Consider the following 22,003-nt stretch of genomic DNA (forward strand, 5'->3'; position numbering starts at 1 on the left):
GTCCACCTCAGCCGCCCGCCAGCTCCGACAGCCGGAGGCCGGGGTCGTCCCCGGCGCGCTCCAGCAGGCCGGTGAAGACGCGGGCGAACCGCCGCGCGGTCTCCGCCGTGAACAGGTCGCCGCCGTAGTCGAGGACCCCGCCCAGTCCTCCGCCCTCCCGCCAGGCGTCCACCGAGATCTCCGCCTTGGTACGGCCCGCGGCCGGGACCGGGTAGACCTCGACCTCCAGGTCCCCCATCGACGTGCGCAGCAGGTCGTCCTTGGGCAGGTTGTGCAGGTTGAACATGGCCTGCAGCAGCGGCGGGCGGCTCAGGTCGCGGGGCAGGCGCAGCGCCCCGAGGATCTGCTCGAAGGGCGTGTCGGCGTGCTGGAGCCCGCGCAGCACGGTGACGCGGGTGCGCCTGAGCAGTTCCCGGAAGGTGGGGTCGCCGGTCAGGTCGGCGCGGAGCACCAGGGTCGTGGAGAAGTACCCGATCAGCGGGGCCAGCTCGGTCCGGCCGCGGCCGGCGACCGGCACCCCGACGCACAGGTCGTCCTGGCCGGCCAGCAGCCCGAGTGCGGCCTGGTAGGCGGCGACCAGGGCCATGAACAGCGTGCACCGCCCCCGGCGGGCGGCCTCCTCCAGCCGGGCGACCGTCCCGGCGGGCACCCGCAGGGGCTCCTGCCCGCCCCGCCCCGTCCACCGGGCCGGGCGGGGCAGGTCGGCGGGGAGGTCCAGCACGGGCACCCCGGTCAGGGTGCGGGTCCAGTACTCCAACTGGGCCGTGCGGTCGCGCCGCCGGTCCTCGGCGGCGAAGTCGGCGTACTGCATCGGCAGCTCCGCCAGCACGGGTTCGCGCCCCTCGCGCCGGGCCGCGTAGCACTCGGCCAGCTCCCGCATGAGGACGTCCAGCGACCAGCCGTCGACCGCGATGTGGTGCAGGACCAGGCAGAGCAGACGGGTCCCGTCGTCCAGTCGCAGCAGCGCCGCCCGCAGCGGCGGGTCCGCCGCCAGGTCGAACGGCCGGTTGACGAACTCCACCACGGCCGGCGCCGGATCCCCGGCGACCTCGGTCAGCTCCAGCGGGACCGGCCCGGCCGGCATGACGATCTGCACGGGCCGGTCGCCGGCCAGCCGGAAGCGGGTCCGCAGCACGTGGTGCCGCTCGGCGACGCGGGCCAGGGCGCCGGCCAGGGCGCCGACGTCGACCGGGCCGCGCAGCCGTACGCACCAGGGGGTGTTGTAGACGGTGTCGGACGGGTCGAAGCGGTTGAGGAACCAGAACCGTTCCTGGCCGAAGGAGAGCGGCCGGGGCCGGCCCGTCTCCGCCTCCCGCGCGCTCCCCGCGCCTCCGTCGGCCGGGGTCCGGGCCGCGCCGCCGGCGCCCTCTCCCTCCGGCTCCTCCCGGCCGGAGGCCGCCGTACCGGAGGCCGTCGCACCGGAGGCCGTCGCACCGGAGGCCGTCGCACCGGAGGCCGCCGTACCGGAGGCCGTCGCACCGGAGGCCGCCCCGCCCAGCGCGAGCGCGCGCAGGGCCTCGCGGCGCTCGGGCGGGAGCGCCGCCAGCCGGGCGAGCAGCGCCGCGCGCCGGTCTTCGACGGTCACGGCGCGCCCTCCGGCACGGGACGGGCGATGGGGCCGCCACCGGTCACGGGGCGGTCCTCGCGATCGCCACCGGCCGCGGGGCGGTCCTCACGATCGCCACCGGCCGCGGGGCGGTCCACCGGTGTGCGGCCGCGCGGGGCGGGGGCCAGCGGCGCCCGCGCGGCCACGGCCGTCACCGGGACCCGGCGATCTCGGCGGCGACGCCGTTCACGGTGGGGTCGTCGATGAACACCTCGAAGGAGAGCTCGACGCCCATCCGGTCGTGCACGAGGGAGATGATCCGGGTGATCGTCAGTGAGTGCCCGCCGAGGTCGAACAGGTCGTCGTCCGGCCGGATCTCGTCCACCCCCAGCGCCTCGCGCCAGATCGCGGCGACCTCCTCGACCAGCGCGTCCGGCGCCCCTCCCGCACCGTTCTCCTCGGGCTCCTCGGGCTCCTCGGCGGGTGCCGGGGCCGCGAGGGGCGGGACGGCGCGCGCCGGGAGCGGCAGCTCCGCGATCGGGGCCTCCGGCCGGGCGGCGACGCCCCGCAGCAGGGCCCGCAGGTCCTCCGCGACGGCCTCGCACCCGGCGCGGCCGAGGACCGCGGGGTTGAACAGCAGCACGCCCGAGAGCCCGGAGGGCGCGTCCACGATCTGCAGGTGCAGCGTGTTGCGGACCGCGCCGTTGAACATCACCCAGTCGGTGGAGACGTCGAGCCCGGTGAAGACGGGGTCGGCGCCCGGCCGCGCCCGGTAGCTCACCGAGACCGGGGTGAGCGCGCTGCGCGGGCCGATCCCGCCCAGCACCCGGGCCGGCGGGACCGCCCGGTGCCGGTAGACGGCGCGCAGCTCCTCCCGCAGGGAGCGGGCGAACTCGGCGAACGTCCCCTCCGGGACGGATGCCACCGGGAGCTCGTTGACGAAGGGCCCGAGGTGGTCGCGGGTCTGCTCGGTCCGGGTGGACAGGTCCACCGCCACCGTCACCCGCTCGTTGCCGTAGGCGTGCAGCAGCACGTGGAAGGCGGCCAGCAGGAGCTCGAAGCGGGTGACGCCCAGCGGCCCGGCCGCCTCGGCCGCCTCCTCGCCGAGGGCCAGCTCCACCGCCTCGCCGGGAGCCGCGCGCAGCGAGGAGCCGGTGGCCCCGGGGAGGGCGACCTCCCGGTCGTCGTGCCACCGGGACCGCCAGAACTCCGCCGCCGCGTCCAGCCCGGCGTCCACCCGCTCCTGCTCGGCGCGGGCCGCCTCGCCGTACGAGATCGGCAGCGGGGGCGGCGCCTCACCGTTGTAGGCGGCGGCCAGGTCGCGCAGGAGCACGTCCTTGGACATGCCGTCGAAGACGGCGTGGTGGGCCACGACCAGCAGCAGGTGGCGCAGCGGCCCCAGCCGGAACAGGGTGAACCGCGAGACCGGGCCGGCGCCCAGGTCCAGAGGGGTCGCGGCGACCCGGGCGGCGAGCCACTCCGGCGAGCCGGGCGCGCCCGCCGGTTCCGCGGCGTTCCCGGCGCCCGCTGAGGCGGCCGGGGCGGCGGCGGGACCCGGGGCCTCGCCGGAGAGGTCCTCGAAGAGGATCGGCGGCGGGGCCTCGCCGGGCGCCGCCCACACCTGCCCGTCCCGCTCGGCCAGCACGGAGGCGAGCACGGGGTGGCGGCGGACCACCGCCGCGCAGGCGTCGAGCATCGTGTCCGCGTCCAGCGGGCCGTCGAAGCGGATCGCCAGCGGCATGCGGTAGACGGCGCCGCCCGCGCCCGCCCGCTCGGTGACCCACATTCCGTGCTGGGCGGGCGACGCCCGGTGCGACTCGTCCACCAGCGGTACCGACATCTCACACGCCTTCCGTACGACCGGTCGCGTCGGCGCCGAAGCGCCTCCGCACCTCTGTTTTGACGACTTTCCCGGACTGGTTCTTGGGCAGGGCGTCCACCACGAGCACCCGCTCGGGCAGCTCGTGACCGGCCAGCCGCTCCATCAGGAAGGCGCGCAGGTCCGCGACGGACACCTCCGCGGCGGGGCGGGGCACGACGGCCGCGGCGATCGCGGTGCCCAGCACCGGGTGCGGGACGCCGACCACCGCGGCCTCGGCGATCTGCGGGTGCTCGTACAGCGCGGCCTCCACCTGCAGCGTCGAGACCTTGAACGCCCCGGACTTGACCACGTCGCTCTCCCGGTCGACGAGGTACAGGTAGCCGTCGGCGTCCAGGTAGCCCAGGTCGCCCATCCGCACCCAGCCGCCGCGGAACGCCTCGGCGCTCGCCTGCTCGTCGCGGTAGTAGGAGCGGGGGGCGGGCGAGCGCATCCAGACCTCGCCGGTCTCCCCCGGCGGCAGCGGCCCGCCGTCCGGCCCGGTGACGCGCAGCGCGCCGCCGGACGCCGGGCGCCCGAGCGCGCCCGGCCGGGCCGGATCGAAGATCATGATGGTCTGGGCGGGGGCCGCCTCGGTCGAGGTGTAGTAGTTCGTCACCGTCGCGTTGGGGAAGGCGGCGGTGAGCCGTACGGACACCGAGGGGGGAAGGGCCGAGGCGGACGAGCCCAGCAGCACCACGCTGGAGAAGTCGTGGCGTTCGTGCAGCCCGGTGTTGAGCAGTTCGATCGCCATGGTCGGGACGAGGAACACGGTGCCGACGCCGTACGACTCGATCAGCCGGGCGAACCGGCCGGGCGTGAAGCGGCCCGGCGTCAGCATCGCCGGGCGGGCGTCCAGCGCGTTGAGCAGCATGGTCTGCCCGGCGTTGGTGCCGATCGGGAAGGCGTGCAGCAGGTGGCGCGAGTGCCCGAACCGGCGGCGGTTCGGGCGCGTCTCGCAGCCGAAGGCCAGGTTGGCGTGGGAGGCGCCGACGCCCTTGGGCATGCCGGTGGTCCCGGAGGTGTAGAGGATCTGGGCCAGGTCCCCCGGGGCGATCCGCACCCCGACCGGCCCGGTCCCGGCGCCCTCCAGCTCCGCCGGGGCGGCCGTCCAGCGGTCGCCCTCCGGGGCCTTCAGGTCCCGGCCGCACAGGACGGCGGAGGCCTCGCAGTGGCCGAGCATGTACCGCAGCTCGGCCGGGGCGAGCCGGTCCGAGAGCGGGACGGCGACCGCCCCGGCGAGCTGGACCGCGCAGTAGGCCACGGCGAAGTCCGCCCAGTCGCGGCTCCCGAACAGCAGCGCGACCCGGTCGCCCGGCCGCACGCCGCGGTCCAGGAGACCGTGCGCGACCGCCTGGGAGCGCCGCTCCCACGCGCCGAAGGTCAGCGTCCCCTCGCCCTCGACGACGATCGCGGTCCGCTCCGGCTCCTGCGCGGCGCGCAGGGCCAGCATCTCCGGCACCGTCCGCGGGGCCCGCGGCGGCTGCGGAGCGCGCGGGGCCGGCGGGATCCGCGGGGGCTGCGGAGCCGACGGGGGCTGCGGAGCCGGCGGGGGCTGCGGAGCCGACGGGGTCCGCGCGCTCACCGCAGGTTCTCCGCGACGTGGCCGACCAGGGACGGGAAGCCGTCGAGGGGGGCTCCGCCGCCGAGGTCGAGGACCACGCCGAACTCGTCCTCGATCCCGTCGACCAGCCGGAGCAGTTCCAGCGAGGCCAGCCCGAGGGCGGCCAGGGAGCCCTCGGAGCGCAGCACCTCCCCGGCGGTGAGCCGCCCGTCGGAGGCGGTCTCGACCATCTCGGCGAGCCGGGCCGCCACCGGCCCGGTCATCCGTGCGCCCGCCGGACGCTGAGCGGGCGCATGTCCGTCCAGACCTCCTCGATGCGGGCGAGGCACTCCTCCCGCTCCCCGGCGAACCCCTCGGCCCGCCAGCCCGCGGGCAGCTCCCGGTCCGCGGGCCAGACCGAGTACTGCTCCTCCTCGTTGAGCACCACCAGGAAACTCATGCCGGGGCCTCCTCCTTCTCCGTGTCGCCGGTGCCGCCGGTACCGCCGGTGTCGTCTGCGTCCTCCGCGGCCTCGTCCACGGCCCTCCACCCCGTCGCCGCCGTCTGACGGGCGGTTCCGGAGTGCGGCGGTCGCGGGGGAGGGGCGGCCGGGAGGGGGCCGCCGGCCCCGCGCGGGGTCGGGCAGAGGTGATCACCGGCCGCTCAGCGAGGGCGACCGCGGTGGTCGCCGATGGCACGGAGGCTCCGGTGAGCCGTCGAGACCGCCTCAGACGTGAGACTTCTCGTACGGGTGTTCGGTGTGATTCTGTGGGAGCGTTCCCACGGAGGAGGCTAGAGACGCGCCGACAGGCCCGTCAAGGTTTCTTCCAGGTTTTCGATTATGGACAACCACAGTAAAGAAGGAGTTAGTCCACTTATAAGCGAAAAGACTGGTTTGCCGGTTTTGTCGAGCCTTTTACGGTCCGGCTAAGCCGCTGCCGGCCCTTCGCCGCCCTTCCCCTCCTCTGTGGGAGCGCTCCCATACTTCCTTCCCCCGCAGGGCCGGGCCGGCCCGCGCCGCAGAGGGCTCGGCCCACCCGGCCGGTCGGCGGCCTCCGGCCGGTCCTCCCCCTCCCCCGGAGGCCTCCGATTCCCGGGGTGGACGTCTGAAGTGCGAATATGTTCGGGTCATGAGGAACCCAACGGAAGGTCTCGATCGGTGAGGCGGTCACTCACGGTCCTGCTGCTGGCCTGCGCCGCGCTGCTCGGCGCGGTCACCCCGGCCCAGGCCCACAACGTACTGATCGGCAGCGATCCGAAGGACGGCGCCGCGATCGCCGCCGGACCCGAGAGGATCACGCTCACCTTCGACCAGCCCGCGCGGCAGGGCTTCGCGCAGATCACCCTGACCGGCCCGGACGGCACCCGGTGGGAGGAGGGGAGGACCGCCGTCGACGGCGCGGAGGTCAGCGTCGGGGCCAGGCCCCTCGGCCCGGCCGGGGAGTACGTCGTGGGCTACCGGATCCTCTCCTCCGACGGCCACCCGGTCTCCGGCACGGTGGCCTTCACCCTGACCGCTCCGGGGCCGGGCTCCGCGCAGCCGGTCCCGGCCGCGTCGGCTCCCGCCGTACCCGCCGACGGGAACGCCGCGGAGGCTCCCGACGGGCGGGCCCGGGCGATCGAGGCCGCGCAGAACGGCGGCGCCGGGATGGCGGTCGTCTGGCTCGCCGCGGCCCTGGTCCTGCTGGGCGGCGCCACCGTCGTGGCGATGCGCCGCACCCGTGAGCGGACGGACGCGCCGTGACCGTCACCGTGGAGCGCGCTCCCGAGGCGGTCGCGGTCCGCAGGCTGCTGGTCGGCGGGCTCGTCTCCGGGGCGCTGCTCGCCGTCCTGGTCGCCACCGCGCTCGGCGCCGAGGAGGCGGTGCCCGGCATCGCGCTGCCCGGCCCGGCCGTGGCCTACGGCCTGCCGGTGCTGCGGGTGCTGCTGGACCTGGCGGCGGTCGCGGTGGTCGGGCTGAGCCTGCTGCCGAAGCTGCTCGGGTTCGACGCGCCCGAGCGCACCGAGCCGGTGATGCGCCGGGCCCGGCCGCTGGCCGTCTCGTTCGCCTGGGCGTGGGCGCTGCTGGCGCTGGCCGTCATCGTGTTCCAGACCGCCGAGCTGAACCCGGGGGCCGTGCCCACCCCCGGCCTGGTCGCCGAGTACGTCGACGCCGTGGGCGCGGGCCAGGGCATGCTGTTCAGCGCCGCCTGCGCGCTCGCCTGCGCCGGGATCGGGCTGCTGGCCGTGCGGTTCGGCGAGAAGGTCCCGGCCGAGCTGCGCATCCTGGTGGCCCTGTTCGGCCTGCTGCCGATCCCGGTCACCGGCCACGCGGTGGACTCGGTCTGGCACGACCCCATCATGATCTCGATGGAGCTGCACGTGATGGGCTCGGCGGCGTGGACCGGCGGACTGCTCACGGTCATGCTGCTGGTCGCCCGGGACCGCGGGCTGCTGGCCGAGGTCCTGCCGCGGTTCTCCCGGCTGGCGGGCCTCGCGCTGGGCGTGGTCACCCTGTCCGGGCTGGTGAACGGCCTGGCCACGATCGCCCTCACCCCCGGCACCGAACTGCCCGGCTCGCTGCTGACCGGCGAGTACGGCCTGCTCCTGGTGGCCAAGACCGCGAGCGTGGCGCTGCTCGTCCCGCTCGCCGCCCACATCCGGTTCCGCCTCCTGCCGCGCATCGAGCGGCAGGAGGCGACGGGGGTCGCCGCGTGGGCGGCGGTCGAGCTCACCGTGATGGGACTCGCCTACGGGGTGGCGGTGGCGCTGACCACGGCGACCATCTCCTGAGGTTCGCTCTCCTCGGCGGCCCGCAGCCGGTGGCGGCCGAGGAACCACTCGCCGCCCAGCCACAGGGCGGCGAGCGCGGCCCCGCCGGCGGCCATGGTCGCCGGGGAGACCAGCGGCGGGGACGCCCAGACGTGCTGCGAGCGGAGCGCCAGGTCCACCGCGAGAGTGGCGACGAGCGAGCCGGCCAGCGCCCTGACCACCGGGATCCGGATCAGGAACGCCAGGTCGACGGCGAGCGCCCCGGCGATCAGGAAGACCGGCACCGCCGAGCGCGGGAACTCCGCGGCGGCCAGGATCGGCCAGATCAGCGCACGGTAGGCGACGTAGGTGCCGACCACGGCGGTGGCGGCGAACCTGCGGCCGATCATCGCGCGGGCGAAGACCAGCACGATCATCGCGGCGACCACCCCGTAGAGGGGGTAGACCTGGTCGGGCACCGGGAGCGAGAACTGCACCACCATGCCGCGGTCCACCGCGCGGCCCATCTGGGCCGCGGCGAAGTCCAGCAGCATCTTCTCGGCCTCCGGCCGCCCGGCGTCCCACGCCCTGATCCCGAAGACGCCGTACTCCTGGTGCTGGGCGGGGAACCAGACGTTCTCGAACATGAACACGAACAGCCCGCCGAGGACGAGCGTGCGGGTGCGGCCGGGCGGCGCGCCGAGGAACCAGCCCCGGATCACCCCGCAGATCATGAAGAACGTGCCGATGTACAGCAGCATGTGCGACGGGCTCCACGAGGTGATGTCGAGCCCGTTGAGGCGGTGGTTGATCAGGTCCAGCGGCACGGCGATGAGGAAGAGGCCGGTGCCCCACTGGATGAGGCGCTGCGCGGTGCGGTCCACGCCGTAGCCGGTGTAGAGGTGCACGATGGTCAGGGCGACCACGATGGCGGTGCCGACGCTGTTGAGCAGGTGCGGCGGCGCCAGGTCGTCGCGGAGCCACCGGAAGTGCCAGGAGACGTCCCAGGACGCTCCCAGCACCTTGAAGCAGAAGGCGACCACCCACCCGAGGTACAGGACGCGGAACAGGTCGGCGGGCGTCTCCCGGCCCGCCTTCCCCCGGGTCCAGTACGGCAGGGCCCACCGGACGGCCGATGCGGCTCTTCTTCTCACGCTCGCTGCAGGCTTCACGCGTCGAAATGATGCCGGGCGTTTACGAAGACCGCAATCGGGGAGATCCCCGGGTTTCGCCAGATAATTCCAAGTCGCGGCCGTTCCGGTACGGCACGGCGGTCCCGGGGACGTCGAGCCCGGGTCACGGATGGGACACGGAACGCGGCGGTCCCCGGACGCGCGGCCCGCCGGGAGAGCCCCGTGCGGAGGCTACCCGCCCTCCGGTGCCGCCAGGGCCGACCAGACCGCGGCGGGCGTCAGGGGGACGGCGGTGATCCGGCCGGCGGCCTCGGGGAGCGCGGCGGCCACGGCGTTGCCGACCGCCGCGGGCGGCCCGATGATCCCGGCCTCCCCCGCCCCCTTCATGCCGCCCGGCGTCACCGCGGACGGCGTCCGCATCAGCGCCACCTCGACCGGGGGCGCGTCCGGCGCGTACAGGGGGAGGTAGCCGGCGGCGGGCTGCCCGTCGGACCCGTACACGACCTCCTCGGTCAGCGCCATCCCGAGCCCCTGCACGACGCCGCCGCGGATCTGCCCCTCGACGATCGCCGGGTTCACCACGACGCCGCAGTCGTTGACCGCCCAGTAGCCCTCCACCTCGACCGCGCCCGTCTCCGGGTCGACGGCCACCGCCGCCGCGTGCGCGCCGAAGGCGAAGGTGTAGGCCGCCGGGTCGTAGGTGGCCCGCTCCTCCAGCCCCGGCGCCATCCCCGCGGGCAGGTCCCAGGCCCGCCACGCCGAGAGCGCGATCTCGGCCAGCGTGCGGCGGGCCGACGGGTCCCCGATGACCCGCACCGCGCCGCCGGAGACCTCCAGGTCGCCCGGGTCCGCCTCCAGCTGGTGGGCCGCGATCGCGACGACCTTCTCGCGGAGCCGCGCCGCCGCCCGGACCAGCGCCGCGCCGCCCAGCACGAGCGACCGGCTGGCGATCGCGCCCACCGGGGAGTACGGCGTAGCCGCGGTGTCGCCCAGCAGCACCCGGACCCGCTCCAGCGGCACCCCGGTGTGGTCGGCGGCCAGCTGGGCCAGCGCCGTCTCGATGCCCTGGCCGATGGCCGCCACCCCGCAGGCGACGACCACCGAGGCGTCCTGCTCCATGCGCAGCACCGCGGTCTCGTAGCCGCCGGACTGGATGCCCGCCTGCCGCATCGCCTCCGAGGGGCCCATGCCGGTGGACTCGACGTGGCAGGAGAACCCGATCCCGCGCCGCCGTCCGTCGGCCGGGCGCGCCGGCGGCCGGACCATGTCCCGCAGCGCCCGCAGCGCGGCCGGGTAGTCCCCGGAGTCGTAGGACTGCCAGGTCCGGGAGGTGTGCGGCAGCTCGCCGGGGCCGAGCAGGTTGAGCAGGCGCAGCTCGACGGGGTCGGCGCCCAGCCGCCGGGCGGCCTCGTCCACCAGCCGCTCCCGGGTCCAGGTCGCCTCGGGCTGGCCGAACCCCCGGTAGGAGCCGGTCGGCGTGGTGGTCGTCACCGCGGCGCGGATCCGCGCGCCCGCCCGGTCGAACCGGTACGGCCCGGGCAGCGAGAGCGCCGTGACGGCGATCGGGGAGATGCCCACGTTGGACGGGTGCGCGCCCAGGTCGCCGAGGATGTCGCAGTGCAGCGCCCGGAACCGGCCGTCGTCGTCGAAGGCGAGCCGGGCGCGGTGCACCGCGTCGCGGGCCGGCAGGGTGGCGGTCAGGTGCTCGGTGCGCGACTCGGCCCACCGCACCGGGCGGCCCAGCCGTACCGCCGCCAGGCAGACCAGCGTCTCGTCGGGGTAGACGTGCTCCTTGCCGCCGAAGCCGCCGCCGGTGTCGCACGCCAGCACGCGCACCCGGCCGAGGCCGAGCCCGAGCGCGGCGGCGAGGTGGTCGCGGACGTGGTGCGGCGCCTGCGTGGAGGTCCACACGGTCAGCGCGCCGTCCTCGAAGGAGGCCGCGATCCCGCGCGGCTCCATCGGGTACGGCGCGGCCCGGCCCAGCCGGGTCGTCAGCTCGACCACGTGCCCGGCGGCGGCGAAGACGGCCTCGCACTCGTCGGCCGGGTCCCCGAGGGCGAAGTCGGTGACCAGGTTGGAGCCCCACTCCGGATGGAGCAGGGGGGCTCCCTCGGCCAGCGCGAGCTGCGCGCCGACCACGGCGGGCAGCTCCTCGACGTCCAGGTCGACGAGTTCGGCCGCGTCCCGGGCCGCCGCCTCGCTGCGCGCCACCACCAGGGCGACCGGCTGCCCGGCGTAGCGGACCGTCTCCTCCAGCACCGGGTAGTCCGTCATCCGCTGACCGGGGGCGAGCGCCACGCACGGCAGCCGCACCCCGGCGGCGTCCGCGGGCGTCAGCACGTCCAGCACCCCGTCGGCGGCCAGCGCCGCCTTGACGTCGCACCGGACCAGCCGCCCGTGCGCCACCGGGCTGCGCACCACGACCGCGTGGGCCGCGCCCGGCAGGCGGACGTCCGCGGCGAACCGCGCCCGCCCGGTCACCAGCCGGGCGTCCTCCCGGCGCGGGACCCGCGCTCCGACATAGCGGTGGTCATCGCTCATCACGCGATTGTGGACGGCGCGGCGGCTCCTGCCAACGGCCCGCCCGCGCGCCGCGGGATACGGACGCCCTCGGGAGCCGTCCGGCGCACGGCCGATATCCGGCCCGCACCGCCCGCCCGTGCGGCCGGGACCGGCCGTCCGCCTGAGACTCCTCTCAGGGAGCACCCGGTTTCGGACAGTAGGCTCCAGCGCATGAGGCTCAGGGGAAGGGCGACCGTCTGGATCGCGGCGGCCGCCGTGCTCGTCGCCGGCGTCGCGGGATGGCTGGTGTGGCCGTCGGAACCGCAGGTGCGGGTCCGGAACCAGATGATCACCGTGGTCGACGGCCCGGCCGACGACCAGCGGGTCGTGCTCGACACGAGCTTCTTCCCGCCCGCGGGGGGCGGGAAGGCCCCCGCGGTGCTGCTCGCGCACGGTTTCGGCGGGAGCAAGCAGAGCGTCCGCGAGGCCGCGCTGCGGCTGGCGCGCGAGGGTTACGCCGTGCTGACCTGGTCGGCGCGCGGCTTCGGCCGCTCCAGCGGGCAGATCGCGCTCAACTCCCCCGACTACGAGGTCAAGGACGTCCGCCAGCTCGTCGACTGGCTGGCGAAGCGGCCCGAGGTCCGGCTCGACGCGGGCGGCGACCCGCGCGTGGGCATCGCGGGCGGCTCCTACGGCGGCGCCATCGCGCTGATGGCCGCCGCCCACGACGACCGCGTCGACGCGATCGTCCCCCAGATCACCTGGTACGACCTGGCCGACGCGCTGTTCCCCAACGCCACCGGGCGGGGCCCGGAGAGCGGCGTGTTCAAGCGCATGTGGGCCGGGCTGTTCTTCAGCCGGGGCGGCCCGCAGGCCGGCGGCGGCCTGGCGGCGCTCTCCGGTCAGGGCGGGCAGGGTTCCGCGGGCGGCCAGGACGACGAGGAGGGCGGGGACGGGAGCGGGACCGCCGGGGGCGGGCCGGGCCCCGGGGCGGGCCGGCCGCCGACGGCCGAGCAGGTCCGGTGCGGCCGGTTCCTGCCGGAGATCTGCGCCATGTACCAGCAGGTCGCCGAGACCGGCCGGGCCACCCCCGCCGCCGTGCGGACGCTGCGCCGGTCCAGCCCGGTCTCGGTGCAGGGCAGGATCCGGGTCCCGGCCCTGCTGCTGCAGGGGCAGCGCGACTCGCTGTTCCCGCTGGGCCACGCGGACGCCAACGCGCGCGCCATCGCCGCGACCGGCGCCCCGGTGCACGTCGCCTGGTTCGACGGGGGACACGACGGCGGCGACGGCGAGGTCGACTGGCTCCACGAGCAGACCCTCGGCTGGTTCGACCACTACCTCAAGAGCGCCGCCCCCGCCGGTCCGCCCGGCGTCGGCGTCTTCACCGTCACCCGTGACGGCGGTCGCGACCCCGGCACCCGCCGCCCGGTCCGGCTGCACGCCACCGCCGGCGCCTACCCGGGCCTGTCCGGCGGTTCCACGACCGCCGTCCCCCTGTCCGGTCCCGAGCAGCCGGTGGCCAACCCGCCCGGCGGCTCCCCCGCCTCCATCTCGGCCGTCCCCGGGTTCGGCGGCCTGGCCGGCTCCGGCGGCGTGAGCGTGTCGGTGGACATGGCGGGCCAGAGCGCGGTCTTCGAGTCCGCTCCGCTGGCCGCCCCGCTCCAGGTCACCGGGAGCTCCACCGTCCGGGTCCGGGTCGGGATCGCCTCCGGCGGGGACCCCGGCACCGGGAAGACCGGGGACGCCGGGCGGGACGGGACCGGGCAGGACGGGGCCGGGCGGGACGTGACGCTGTTCGCCAAGCTGTACGACGTCAACGGCGGCGCCTCCGCGCCGATCCTGCCCGAAGGGCTCGCCGCCCCGGTGCGGATCACCGTGCCCGGAGGCGGTGCGGGGCCGGGCACGGGCACGGGCACGGGGACGGCGGAGGCCACGATCGCGCTGCCCGCCGTCGACCACCGCTTCGAGACGGGGCACCGGCTCCGCGTCGCCCTCACCACGACCGACCTCGGCTACAGCACCCCCGCGGCCCCGGCGGTCTACACCGTCGCCCTGGCCTCCCCCGAGCTGACCGTGCCCGTGCACGCCGCGCTGCGCACCCCGGCCACCGGCCCCGCCTGGTGGACCTGGGCCCTGCCGCTGGCCGCGCTGGCCGCCGCGGCGGCGCTGGTCCTCACCGGGCGCCGCCGCCCCGCCGGCGAGCACGTCCCCGACCTCGACGCGGTGCCGCTGCGGATCGAGGGACTGGCCAAGGCCTACCGCAACGGCGAGAAGGCGGTGGACGACCTGTCGTTCACCGTCGAGCAGGGCCAGGTGCTCGGCCTGCTCGGTCCCAACGGCGCCGGTAAGACCACCACGATGCGCATGATGATGGGCCTGATCCACCCCGACGCGGGCGAGATCAGGATCTTCGGCCACCGGGTGGCGCCCGGCGCGCCGGTCCTGTCGCGGCTGGGCTCGTTCGTCGAGGGCGCCGGCTTCCTGCCGCACCTGTCGGGCCGGGCGAACCTGGAGCTCTACTGGAGGGCGACCGGCCGCCCCGCCGCCGACGCCCACCTGGCGGAGGCCCTGGAGATCGCCGGGCTCGGCTCCGCCCTGGAGCGCGCCGTGCGGACCTACTCCCAGGGCATGCGCCAGCGCCTGGCCATCGCCCAGGCCATGCTCGGCCTGCCCGACCTGCTCGTGCTCGACGAGCCCACCAACGGCCTGGACCCGCCGCAGATCCGCGAGATGCGCGAGGTCCTGATCCGCTACGCGGCGCGGGGCCGTACCGTCATCGTCTCCAGCCACCTGCTCGCCGAGGTGGAGCAGACCTGCAGCCACGTGGTGGTCATGCACCGCGGCCGGCTCGTCACGGCCGGCCCGGTGAGCGACCTGCTGAGCGACCGCGTGCCGGCCGGCGGGCCGGGCGGATCGGGCACCCGCCTGGAGGACGTGTTCCTGGACCTGATCGGGGAGAAGTCATGAAGGACGCGGGCGGCGCCGGCACGGCGCTCACCACCGGGAGCACCGGCGCGGGGAGCGGCACGAGGGGCGTGAACGGCGACGGCTCGGCGCGGGGCTACGCGCCGAAGCGCACGCTGCCGCTGGCGGTGGAGATCGTCCGCCAGTTCCGGCGGCGCCGGACGATGGTGATCTTCGGGCTGCTGCTGGCGCTGCCCTGGGTGCTGGTGATCGCGTTCACGATCGGTGTCCGGTCGGGCGGCCCCGCGGGGGCCTCACTGCGCATCTCCGACCTGGCGACCGAGGGCGGCCTGAACTTCGCCGCCTTCGCGCTCTCGGTGTCGGCGAACTTCCTGCTGGTCGTCGCGGTGGCGGTGTTCTGCGGCGACACGGTGGCCAGCGAGGCCGGCTGGTCCTCGCTGCGCTACCTGCTGGCCGCCCCGATCCCCCGGGACCGGCTGCTGCGCCAGAAGCTGGTCGTCGCCCTGGGCTACTCGGCGGCGGCGGTGGTCTGCCTGCCGGTGACGGCGCTGCTCGCCGGGACCCTGGCCTTCGGCTGGAACGACGTCCGGGTGCCCGGCACGGGGGAGACGGTCGCCGCGCTGGACGTGCTGCCGCGCTTCGGGATCGTGATCGGCTACGTGCTGGTCAGCCAGCTCGTGGTGGCCGCACTGGCCTTCCTGCTCTCGGTCGGCACCGACTCGCCGCTGGGCGCGGTCGGCGGCGCGGTCGGCCTGGTGATCGTGAGCACCATCCTGCAGGCGGTGGACGCGCTCGGCTCGCTCCGGGAGTTCCTCCCGACGTTCTGGAACACCGCCTGGCTGGACGCCCTGGCGCCGGAGCCCGACTTCGGCGGCATGGTCAAGGGCGTGGCCGTGTCGGTCGCCTACGCGGTCGTGCTGACCGCCTTCGCCTTCCGCCGCTTCCGGCGCAGGGACATCGTCTCCTAGCGGGTCTCCCGGGCGGTCTTCCGGCCGCGGGGTCTCCCGGGTCCCCCGCCGGTGGAGGTTCCTCCACCGGCGGAAGGGGGCTCACCAGTGGGGCGGGCGGTCCTCCAGCAGCCGGTCGTCGTCGCCGCCGGACCCGCGCCACTCGCCCCAGCCGAGGTCGGTGTCGTCGGAGGTCTGGTCGGGCAGGATGGCCGGGCCGTCCTCCGAGAGGTCGACCGGGCGCAGATCGTCTGGATGATGCTCTGTCACGGGCTCATGCTATCCGGAGCGCCGCGGCGGATGATTTCTCCGGTAGCAAAGCGTTCCACCATGATTTCCGCGCAAAGGACAGCCAACGACCCAGGCGGTACGATGCCAGGGCAGGTGTCAGCTACCCCCCGTGAGGCGGCCATGGCAACGCCAACAGCTGGATGGCGGCGAGACGGCAATCTCCCGAACGAGCTCACCAACTTCGTCGGGCGCACCCGGTTGCTGGCGACCCTCAGGCAGCGGCTCCAGGAGCCCGAGACGCGGCTGGTCACCCTGACCGGCATCGGCGGCGTCGGCAAGTCCCGCACCGCGCTGCGCATCGCGCACATGGTGCGCACCCAGTTCGCCGACGGCGTGTGGTTCGCCGACCTGGCCCGGCTGCAGGACGCGGGGATGGTCCGGCACACGATCACCTCGGCGCTGGGCATCGCCGACCAGTCGGCGCGCTCGGCGGAGGAGACCCTCTCCGACTGGGTCGGCGACCGCGAGATCCTGCTGATCATCGACACCTGCGAGCACCTCGTCGAGGCCTGCGCCCGGCTCTTCGAGGACCTGCTGAAGACCTCGCCGCGGCTGCGGATCCTGGCCACCAGCCGCCAGTCGCTGAACGCGCAGGGCGAGTACACCCTCTCCGTCCCGCCGCTGGCCGTCCCCGGCGACGTGCCGGGGGAGAACGTCTTCACCAACGAGTCCGTCCAGCTGTTCGCCGCGCGGGCGAGCGCGGTCGTGCCCTCCTTCGAGCTCGACGAGCGCACCATCGAGCCGGTCTCGGAGCTCTGCCGCCGCCTGGACGGCATCCCCCTGGCGATCGAGCTGGCCGCGGTCCGCCTGCGGGCGCTGTCGGTGGAGCAGATCCTCGCGCTGCTGACCGACCGGTTCAGCCTGCTGGCCGGCGCCAGCCGTACGGCGCTGCCCCGCCACCAGACGCTGCGCGCGGCGATCGGGTGGAGCCACGAGCTGTGCGAGCCCGCCGAGCGGCTGCTGTGGGCGCGGCTGTCGGTCTTCGCCGGCGACTTCGAGCTGGAGGCCGCCCGCTACGTCTGCGCCGGGCAGGGCCTGCCCGGCGAGAACGTCACCGACCTGGTCTCCAGCCTCGTGGAGAAGTCCATCCTGCTGAGCGAGGGCACCCCCTCCGGGCACCGCTACCGGCTGATCGACACCCTGCGCAGCTACGGGGAGGAGTGGCTGGACAAGCTGGGCGAGAAGCAGCGGATCCAGGAGCGGCACCGCGACTACTACCTGCAGCTCGCCATGCGCGGCGAGGAGGCGTGGTCGGGGGCCCGGCAGGTCTACTGGTTCGTCCGGATGCGGCACGAGCACGACAACATCCGCGTGGCGCTCGACTACTGCCTGCGCACGCCGGGTGAGGCGGAGGCCGGCCTGCGGCTGCTGTCGTCGCTGTGGTTCATGTGGGTGGCCTGCGGACTGGCCCGCGAGGGCAGGCTCTACCTGGAGAAGGCCCTGGAGCTGGTCACCCAGCCGAGCTCCGTGCGCTGCAAGGCCCTGTGGGTGCTCTCCTACGTGCACAGCGGTCAGGGCAACACCGCGGGCGCCATCGAGGCCGCCGAGCGGTGCAGCTCGGACGCGGTCCGGGTCGGCGACTCGGCCGCGGTCATCCTGGCGACCAAGATGCTCGGCACCGCGGCCGTGCTCCAGAACGACCTGCAGAAGGCCAGTGCCCTGCTCGGGGTGGCGATCGAGTTCCACAAGACGGGGCGGGAGCTCAACCCCGGCCTGCTTCCCTCGATCGTCGAGCTGTCGCTGGTGCTGACCATGCAGAACGAGCCGACCGAGGCCGAGGTCCTCCTGCAGGACTGCATCGCGGTGTGCACCCAGCGCGGCGAGCTGTGGCTGCGCTCCTACGCGATGTACGCCATGGCGATGGCGCAGCAGGCGATGGGCCGTCCCGACGAGGCGCTGCGCAACGCCCGCGAGTCGCTCCGTCTCAAGCGCTACTTCCACGACGTGCTCGGCATCGGCCTGGTGATCGAGGTCGTCGCCCGGCTCCTCCTCGACCAGGGGCAGGCCGACCTGGCGGCCCGGCTGCTCGGCGCGGGCCAGCAGAACTGGCGCTCCTTCGGCATGCCCCAGATGAACTCGCCCTTCTTCAACGCCGAGCACGAGCGGTGCGTCAAGGAGTGCCGGAAGCTGCTCGGGGAGCAGGCCCACGAGGCCGCGTTCGCCGCGGGCAAGCGGCTCACCCTCGAAGAGCTGATCGAGCTCGCGGTCGGCGAGGACGCCGACGCCGCGCCGGCCGGGTGACCCGGTCCCGCCGCCGCACCGGCCGGGGCCGTCCGGCACGGGGCGCGGCCGTCCCGCACGGGGGCGGTTCTCAGTCCGCCGTCGGCCAGCTCGTCCCCTCCGGCCAGGCGTGGACGTAGCGGGCGCTGCCGAGGGAGAAGTCGATGTGCCCGCGGACCCAGTGCTCCAGTCCCCGCACGTATCTGAGCACGGGCTGCGACGCCCAGCGCCGCACGGACGCGCGCGTCTCCACGAAGCCCTCCACGGCGGCGCCGTGCATCGCCGCCACCTCGTCCAGCGCCTTCTGGAGCGATCCGGTCCGGTGGAAGCGCAGGACGGTGACCAGGTTGTGCCGGGCCGCGTCCCGCCCGCGCTCCTTGGCGTAGGAGAGCAGGTCGTTGTCCCAGCCGATGAGGTCGCACGCGAGGTCACTGAGCGTGCGGACATCCGGATGGGACCATTCCTCGGATTCGAGCCGGTACCCCCCGGCGACGTCGATCAGCGCGAAGCAGGTGTAGGTCGCGCCGGTGATGCGGCGCATCAGGACGTAGTCCTCAGGGGTCGGGATCAGGTCCGCCTCGCGGTTCCCCGCCTCCCACACCTGGGCGAACAGGTACTCGCGGACGGTGGTCCGCCACCGTTCCAGCTGCGCGGGGGTGCCGACGGCGGCGATCCTGCGCTGCAGCTCCAGCAGGCCGACGCCGAAGGGGTCGTCGGCCGCGGGCTCGCGCCGTTCGTCCAGGATCTCCAGGAGTGGGGGGAGCGCGCGCACGAGCGCGGCCGGCCGGTGGCCCATCGTCTCCGACTCGCAGAAGGCGTCGTCGAAGGCGAACAGCCAGTTGTACCAGTCGTTGAGGAGGCGCAGGCTGGCGCGCGGCACCAGGGGGTTGGTCCGGGCGGCCAGCCAGCCGATGCGGGACCGCCGGAAGTGCTCCAGCACGTTCTCCCCCTCCAGCATGCGCGAGGCGGCGAGCCAGGCGTGGCTCTCCTCGTCCACCTCTTCGACGCAGGGATTGATCTCGCTGGGGAAGGGGCACGGCAGGGGCGGCACCCGGAGGGACCGCCGATCCGGTCGATGCGCAGATGTGGTTCCCACCTTCCCCAGCATGGCCGACCGGCCCAGGTTTGCCTATACGTCATCGAATGATGGGGTATTAAGGGTTGGGCCTTAATGCCCGAACGACTCCAGAGAGTCGTCTTGCCCGACCCTCCGTAGTCTCCGTCGTCCCCGAGCCGAGCCCGCCGTCCGCGTGCCCGGCGGCCCCGCGGAATGCACAGGGACCCCCGCGGGTTCTCCTCAAGAGACGATCGACGAAAGGCTGGAAACGGTGTTCGACCCGACGGATCTCTACCGGCTCAGTGAGGACGTCCCTGAGCTGACCGATCCGGTGCTCCTCTACCATTTCGACGGGTTCGTGGACGCGGGCGGGGCCGGTCGGCTCGCCCTGGGTCACCTGCTGGCCGAACTGGAGCATCGGGTCATCGCGACCTTCGACGTGGACCGGCTGCTCGACTACCGCTCCCGGCGCCCGATCATGACGTTCGACACCGACCGGTGGACGGGCGTCGAGGTCCCCGAGATCGCCCTGCGCCTCGCCAACGACGCGACCGGGACGCCGTTCCTGCTGCTCACCGGGCCCGAGCCGGACCGCGAGTGGGAGCTGTTCGCCGTCGCCCTCGGCGAGCTCGCCGCCCGGCTGGGCGTCGGCAGGCTGGTGACCGCGCACGGCATTCCGATGGCCGTCCCGCACACCCGCCCCCTGGGCGTCACCGCCCACGCCAGCCGTCCCGAGCTGATCGCCGGCCGGACCAGCGCCTTCGGCAAGGTGCAGGTCCCCGGCAGCGTGGCGGCCCTGATCGAGTTCCGGCTCGGCGAGGCGGGCCGCGACGCCCTCGGCTACGCCGTGCACGTCCCCCACTACCTCGCCCAGGCCGAGTACCCCACGGCGGCGCTGACCGCCCTGGAGGAGGTGACCCGGGGCACCGGCCTGGTGTTCCCGCTGGAGGCCCTGCGCACCGCCGCCGAGCAGACCACCGCCGAGATCGCCGAGCAGATCGAGGCCTCGGAGGAGCTGTCCACCGCGATCGCCGGGCTGGAGCAGCAGTACGACGCGTTCGCGGCCGGCGCCCAGCGGGAGAACCTCATCGCCGAACCCGCCGAGATGCCCACCGGGGACGAACTGGCCGCCCAGTTCGAGGCCTTCCTCGCCGAACGCGAGGACCGCCGCAATGACTGACCTGCGCGTCGGCCTCATCGGGTACGGCGTGGCGGGCGCGTTCTTCCACGCCCCGCTGATCGCGGCCACGCCCGGCCTGCGGCTGTCCGCCGTGGTGACGGGGAACCCGGAGCGCGCCGCCGCGGCGTCCTCCCGGTACGGCGTGCGCGTCGTCCCCGAGGCCGCCGAGCTGTGGGACTCGACCGACCTGGTCGTGGTCGCCTCCCCCAACCGCACCCACGTCCCGCTGACCGAGGCCGCGCTGAAGGCCGGGCTGCCGGTGGTCGTGGACAAGCCGCTGTCGGCCACCGCGCGCCAGGCCCGCGGCCTGATCGACCTGGCGCGCGAGCGCGGCCGGATGCTGACGGTGTTCCAGAACCGGCGCTGGGACGGCGACTTCCTGACGATCGAGCGGCTGGCCGCCGCCGGCGAGCTCGGCGCGGTGCACCGGCTGGAGTCCCGGTTCGAACGCTGGCGGCCCGTCCCGAAGGGCGGCTGGCGCGAGCTCGGCGGCGCCGAGGAGGTCGGCGGCCTCCTGTACGACCTGGGCAGCCACCTGGTGGACCAGGCGCTGCGCCTGCTCGGCCCGGTGACGTCCGTCTACGCCGAGACCGACGTCCGCCGTTCCGGGGTCGCCTCCGACGACGACGCCTTCGTCGCCCTCACCCACGCGAACGGGGCCCGCTCCCACCTGTGGGCCAGCGCGGTGGCCCCGCGGCCCGGCCCCCGCTTCCGGGTGCTGGGCTCGCGGGCCGGCTACGTCAAGCACGGCCTCGACGTCCAGGAGGACCGGCTGCGCGCGGGCCTGACGCCGGACTCCCCCGGCTTCGGCGACGACCCCGAGGAGCGCTGGGGCGTGCTGGGCGCCGGTGAGGACGGCCGCCGGATCCGCACCGAGCCGGGCGACTACCTCGCCTTCTACCGGTCGGTGGCCTCCGCCCTGCGCGAGGGCGCGCCGCCGCCGGTCGACCCGGAGGAGGTCGTGGCCGCTCTGACCGTGCTGGAGGCGGCCCGCCGCTCCGCCGCCGAAGGCTCGGTCGTCGCGCTCTGACCGTCCGGGTCCGCCCGCCGGTCCCCGCCCGCCGAGGCGAGCAGGCGGCGGGCGAAGGCGGCGCAGGCGTCCCGGAACTCCGCGGGCTCGACGACCGTGAAGTCGGCGTCCAGGAGGACGAGGCCCTGGACGAGCCACTCCCAGGAGTCGAGCCACAGGGTCACCCGGGTCTCGCGGTCGCCGGCCCGCCGGATCAGGGCGTCCTGGTGCCGCAGCGCGTCGGCGACCTCGTGCGGCTCCGCCCGCACGACGAGCCGGACCCGGCGGCGGCCGGTGTTCAGACCCTGGCGGAGGTACGCCAGGGCCGTGCCGGCCGGCAGCTCCCGCGGGGGGTGCCGGACCCCGGTGCGCGCGAGGCCGGTGACGCGGTCGAGGCGGAACACCCGCCAGTCGTCCCTGTCCCGGTCCCAGCCCAGCAGGTACCAGCGCAGGTGGAGATGGACCAGCCGGTGCGGCTCCGCCCGCCGGCGGCTCGGCCTTCCGCGCTTGTCCGTGTAGTCGAACGACACGGCCTCCCGGCCGGCGATCGCCTCGGCGAGGCCGGTCAGGACCTCCGCGCTCACGCTGGGCGCGTGCTGCCGGCCGGTCTCCAGGCCGGCGCGCAGCGCGGCCGCGCGGGGGCGCAGCCGCGCCGGGAGGAACTGGTCGAGTTTGCCGTAGGCGCGGGTGGCCGCGTCGTCGAGGGTCCCGTCCTCGTCGGAGTGCAGGGAGGCGAGCGCGGCCAGGCCGAGCAGCGCCGCGACCGCCTCGTCGTCGTCGAGGACGAGCGGGGGCATCGTCCGGCCCGCCACGAGCCGGTAGTGGCCGCCGGGCCCCGGCTGCGTCGCGACGGGGTAGCCGTAGCCCCGCAGCCGCTCGACGTCGCGGCGGACGGTCCGCGGGCTCACGCCCAGCCGGGAGGCCAGTTCCTCCCCGCTGAACGGACCTCCCGTCTGCAGCGTCGCCAGCAGCGTCAGCACGCGCTCGGTCACATCGGCCATGGGTCCATCATCCGCGCAATCGCGGCCAGGATCCGACCGCATCCGGTCCTAGCGTGGGCGG

At 75.2% G+C, this 22,003-nt stretch carries 16 protein-coding genes and 1 pseudogene; 7 read left to right on the forward strand and 10 right to left on the reverse strand.

The genetic code is table 11. The features are described from left to right. Window positions 1–7: 7 nt before the first annotated feature. The 5 genes from HS045_RS29195 to HS045_RS29215 form a co-directional block, all read right to left on the reverse strand. The gene (locus HS045_RS29195; RefSeq protein ID WP_196454788.1) at window positions 8–1,585 is read right to left on the reverse strand and encodes a condensation domain-containing protein; all 1,578 of its coding nucleotides are present in this window, start codon (window positions 1,583–1,585) and stop codon (window positions 8–10) included. Between the two features lie 172 nt (window positions 1,586–1,757). After that, window positions 1,758–3,386 carry a condensation domain-containing protein gene (locus HS045_RS29200; protein WP_196454790.1) on the reverse strand — a complete coding sequence of 543 codons (1,629 nt, stop codon included), beginning with the start codon at window positions 3,384–3,386 and terminating at the stop codon, window positions 1,758–1,760. Between the two features lies 1 nt (window position 3,387). Beyond that, window positions 3,388–4,857 (reverse strand): class I adenylate-forming enzyme family protein, encoded by a 1,470-nt coding sequence (locus HS045_RS29205; RefSeq protein WP_196454792.1) that lies wholly within the window; start codon window positions 4,855–4,857, stop codon window positions 3,388–3,390. Window positions 4,858–4,985: 128 nt separating this feature from the next. Next, window positions 4,986–5,231, reverse strand: a complete 246-nt coding sequence (locus HS045_RS29210; protein WP_196454794.1) for an acyl carrier protein — start codon at window positions 5,229–5,231, stop codon at window positions 4,986–4,988. Beyond that, the gene (locus HS045_RS29215; RefSeq protein ID WP_196454796.1) at window positions 5,228–5,407 is read right to left on the reverse strand and encodes an MbtH family NRPS accessory protein; all 180 of its coding nucleotides are present in this window, start codon (window positions 5,405–5,407) and stop codon (window positions 5,228–5,230) included. The genes HS045_RS29210 and HS045_RS29215 overlap by 4 nt, the downstream gene beginning before the upstream one ends. 699 nt (window positions 5,408–6,106) lie before the next feature. On the opposite strand from HS045_RS29215, the gene HS045_RS29220 reads away from it, so the two are divergent. Further along, complete coding sequence (locus HS045_RS29220) at window positions 6,107–6,691, forward strand: copper resistance CopC family protein (RefSeq protein ID WP_196454798.1); 585 nt, start codon at window positions 6,107–6,109, stop codon at window positions 6,689–6,691. After that, the gene (locus HS045_RS29225; protein ID WP_196454800.1) at window positions 6,688–7,719 is read left to right on the forward strand and encodes a copper resistance D family protein; all 1,032 of its coding nucleotides are present in this window, start codon (window positions 6,688–6,690) and stop codon (window positions 7,717–7,719) included. Before HS045_RS29220 ends, HS045_RS29225 begins: the two co-directional genes overlap by 4 nt. On the opposite strand, the gene HS045_RS29230 is transcribed toward HS045_RS29225, so the two are convergent. Next, a complete protein-coding gene (locus HS045_RS29230; RefSeq protein ID WP_307827788.1) occupies window positions 7,677–8,831 on the reverse strand; it encodes a hypothetical protein in 1,155 nt (384 codons plus the stop codon). The two genes, HS045_RS29225 and HS045_RS29230, sit on opposite strands and share 43 nt — an antisense overlap. 210 nt (window positions 8,832–9,041) lie before the next feature. Next, on the reverse strand, window positions 9,042–11,351 hold the full coding sequence (locus HS045_RS29235; protein ID WP_196454804.1) for a xanthine dehydrogenase family protein molybdopterin-binding subunit: 2,310 nt from the start codon (window positions 11,349–11,351) through the stop codon (window positions 9,042–9,044). A gap of 192 nt (window positions 11,352–11,543) precedes the next feature. Between HS045_RS29235 and HS045_RS29240 the strand changes: the two genes are divergently transcribed. After that, the gene (locus HS045_RS29240) at window positions 11,544–14,279 is read left to right on the forward strand and encodes an alpha/beta fold hydrolase (RefSeq protein ID WP_196454806.1); all 2,736 of its coding nucleotides are present in this window, start codon (window positions 11,544–11,546) and stop codon (window positions 14,277–14,279) included. Next, window positions 14,276–15,205 carry an ABC transporter permease gene (locus HS045_RS29245; RefSeq protein WP_196454808.1) on the forward strand — a complete coding sequence of 310 codons (930 nt, stop codon included), beginning with the start codon at window positions 14,276–14,278 and terminating at the stop codon, window positions 15,203–15,205. Before HS045_RS29240 ends, HS045_RS29245 begins: the two co-directional genes overlap by 4 nt. A gap of 81 nt (window positions 15,206–15,286) precedes the next feature. Here HS045_RS29245 and HS045_RS29250 read toward each other — a convergent pair whose 3' ends face one another. Further along, window positions 15,287–15,454: a hypothetical protein gene (locus HS045_RS29250; protein ID WP_196454809.1), complete on the reverse strand. Its 168-nt coding sequence runs from the start codon at window positions 15,452–15,454 to the stop codon at window positions 15,287–15,289. A 141-nt stretch (window positions 15,455–15,595) separates the two neighbouring features. Between HS045_RS29250 and HS045_RS29255 the strand changes: the two genes are divergently transcribed. Continuing rightward, window positions 15,596–17,716 (forward strand): ATPase, encoded by a 2,121-nt coding sequence (locus HS045_RS29255; RefSeq protein ID WP_196454810.1) that lies wholly within the window; start codon window positions 15,596–15,598, stop codon window positions 17,714–17,716. 70 nt (window positions 17,717–17,786) lie between these two features. Here HS045_RS29255 and HS045_RS29260 read toward each other — a convergent pair whose 3' ends face one another. Further along, the gene (locus HS045_RS29260; RefSeq protein WP_307827789.1) at window positions 17,787–18,746 is read right to left on the reverse strand and encodes a hypothetical protein; all 960 of its coding nucleotides are present in this window, start codon (window positions 18,744–18,746) and stop codon (window positions 17,787–17,789) included. Between the two features lie 277 nt (window positions 18,747–19,023). Between HS045_RS29260 and HS045_RS29265 the strand changes: the two genes are divergently transcribed. Together HS045_RS29265 and HS045_RS29270 are read left to right on the forward strand one after the other, a co-directional pair. Continuing rightward, window positions 19,024–19,932 (forward strand): proteasome assembly chaperone family protein, encoded by a 909-nt coding sequence (locus HS045_RS29265; protein ID WP_196454812.1) that lies wholly within the window; start codon window positions 19,024–19,026, stop codon window positions 19,930–19,932. Then, a complete protein-coding gene (locus tag HS045_RS29270) occupies window positions 19,925–20,962 on the forward strand; it encodes a Gfo/Idh/MocA family oxidoreductase (RefSeq protein ID WP_196454813.1) in 1,038 nt (345 codons plus the stop codon). The genes HS045_RS29265 and HS045_RS29270 overlap by 8 nt, the downstream gene beginning before the upstream one ends. A 50-nt stretch (window positions 20,963–21,012) precedes the next feature. Here HS045_RS29270 and HS045_RS29275 read toward each other — a convergent pair. After that, a pseudogene (locus HS045_RS29275) lies at window positions 21,013–21,984 on the reverse strand (helix-turn-helix transcriptional regulator); the annotation flags it as partial. Window positions 21,985–22,003: the final 19 nt, after the last annotated feature.

It is taken from the genome of Planomonospora sp. ID82291 (genome assembly GCF_015711645.1).
Taxonomy (GTDB): domain Bacteria; phylum Actinomycetota; class Actinomycetes; order Streptosporangiales; family Streptosporangiaceae; genus Planomonospora.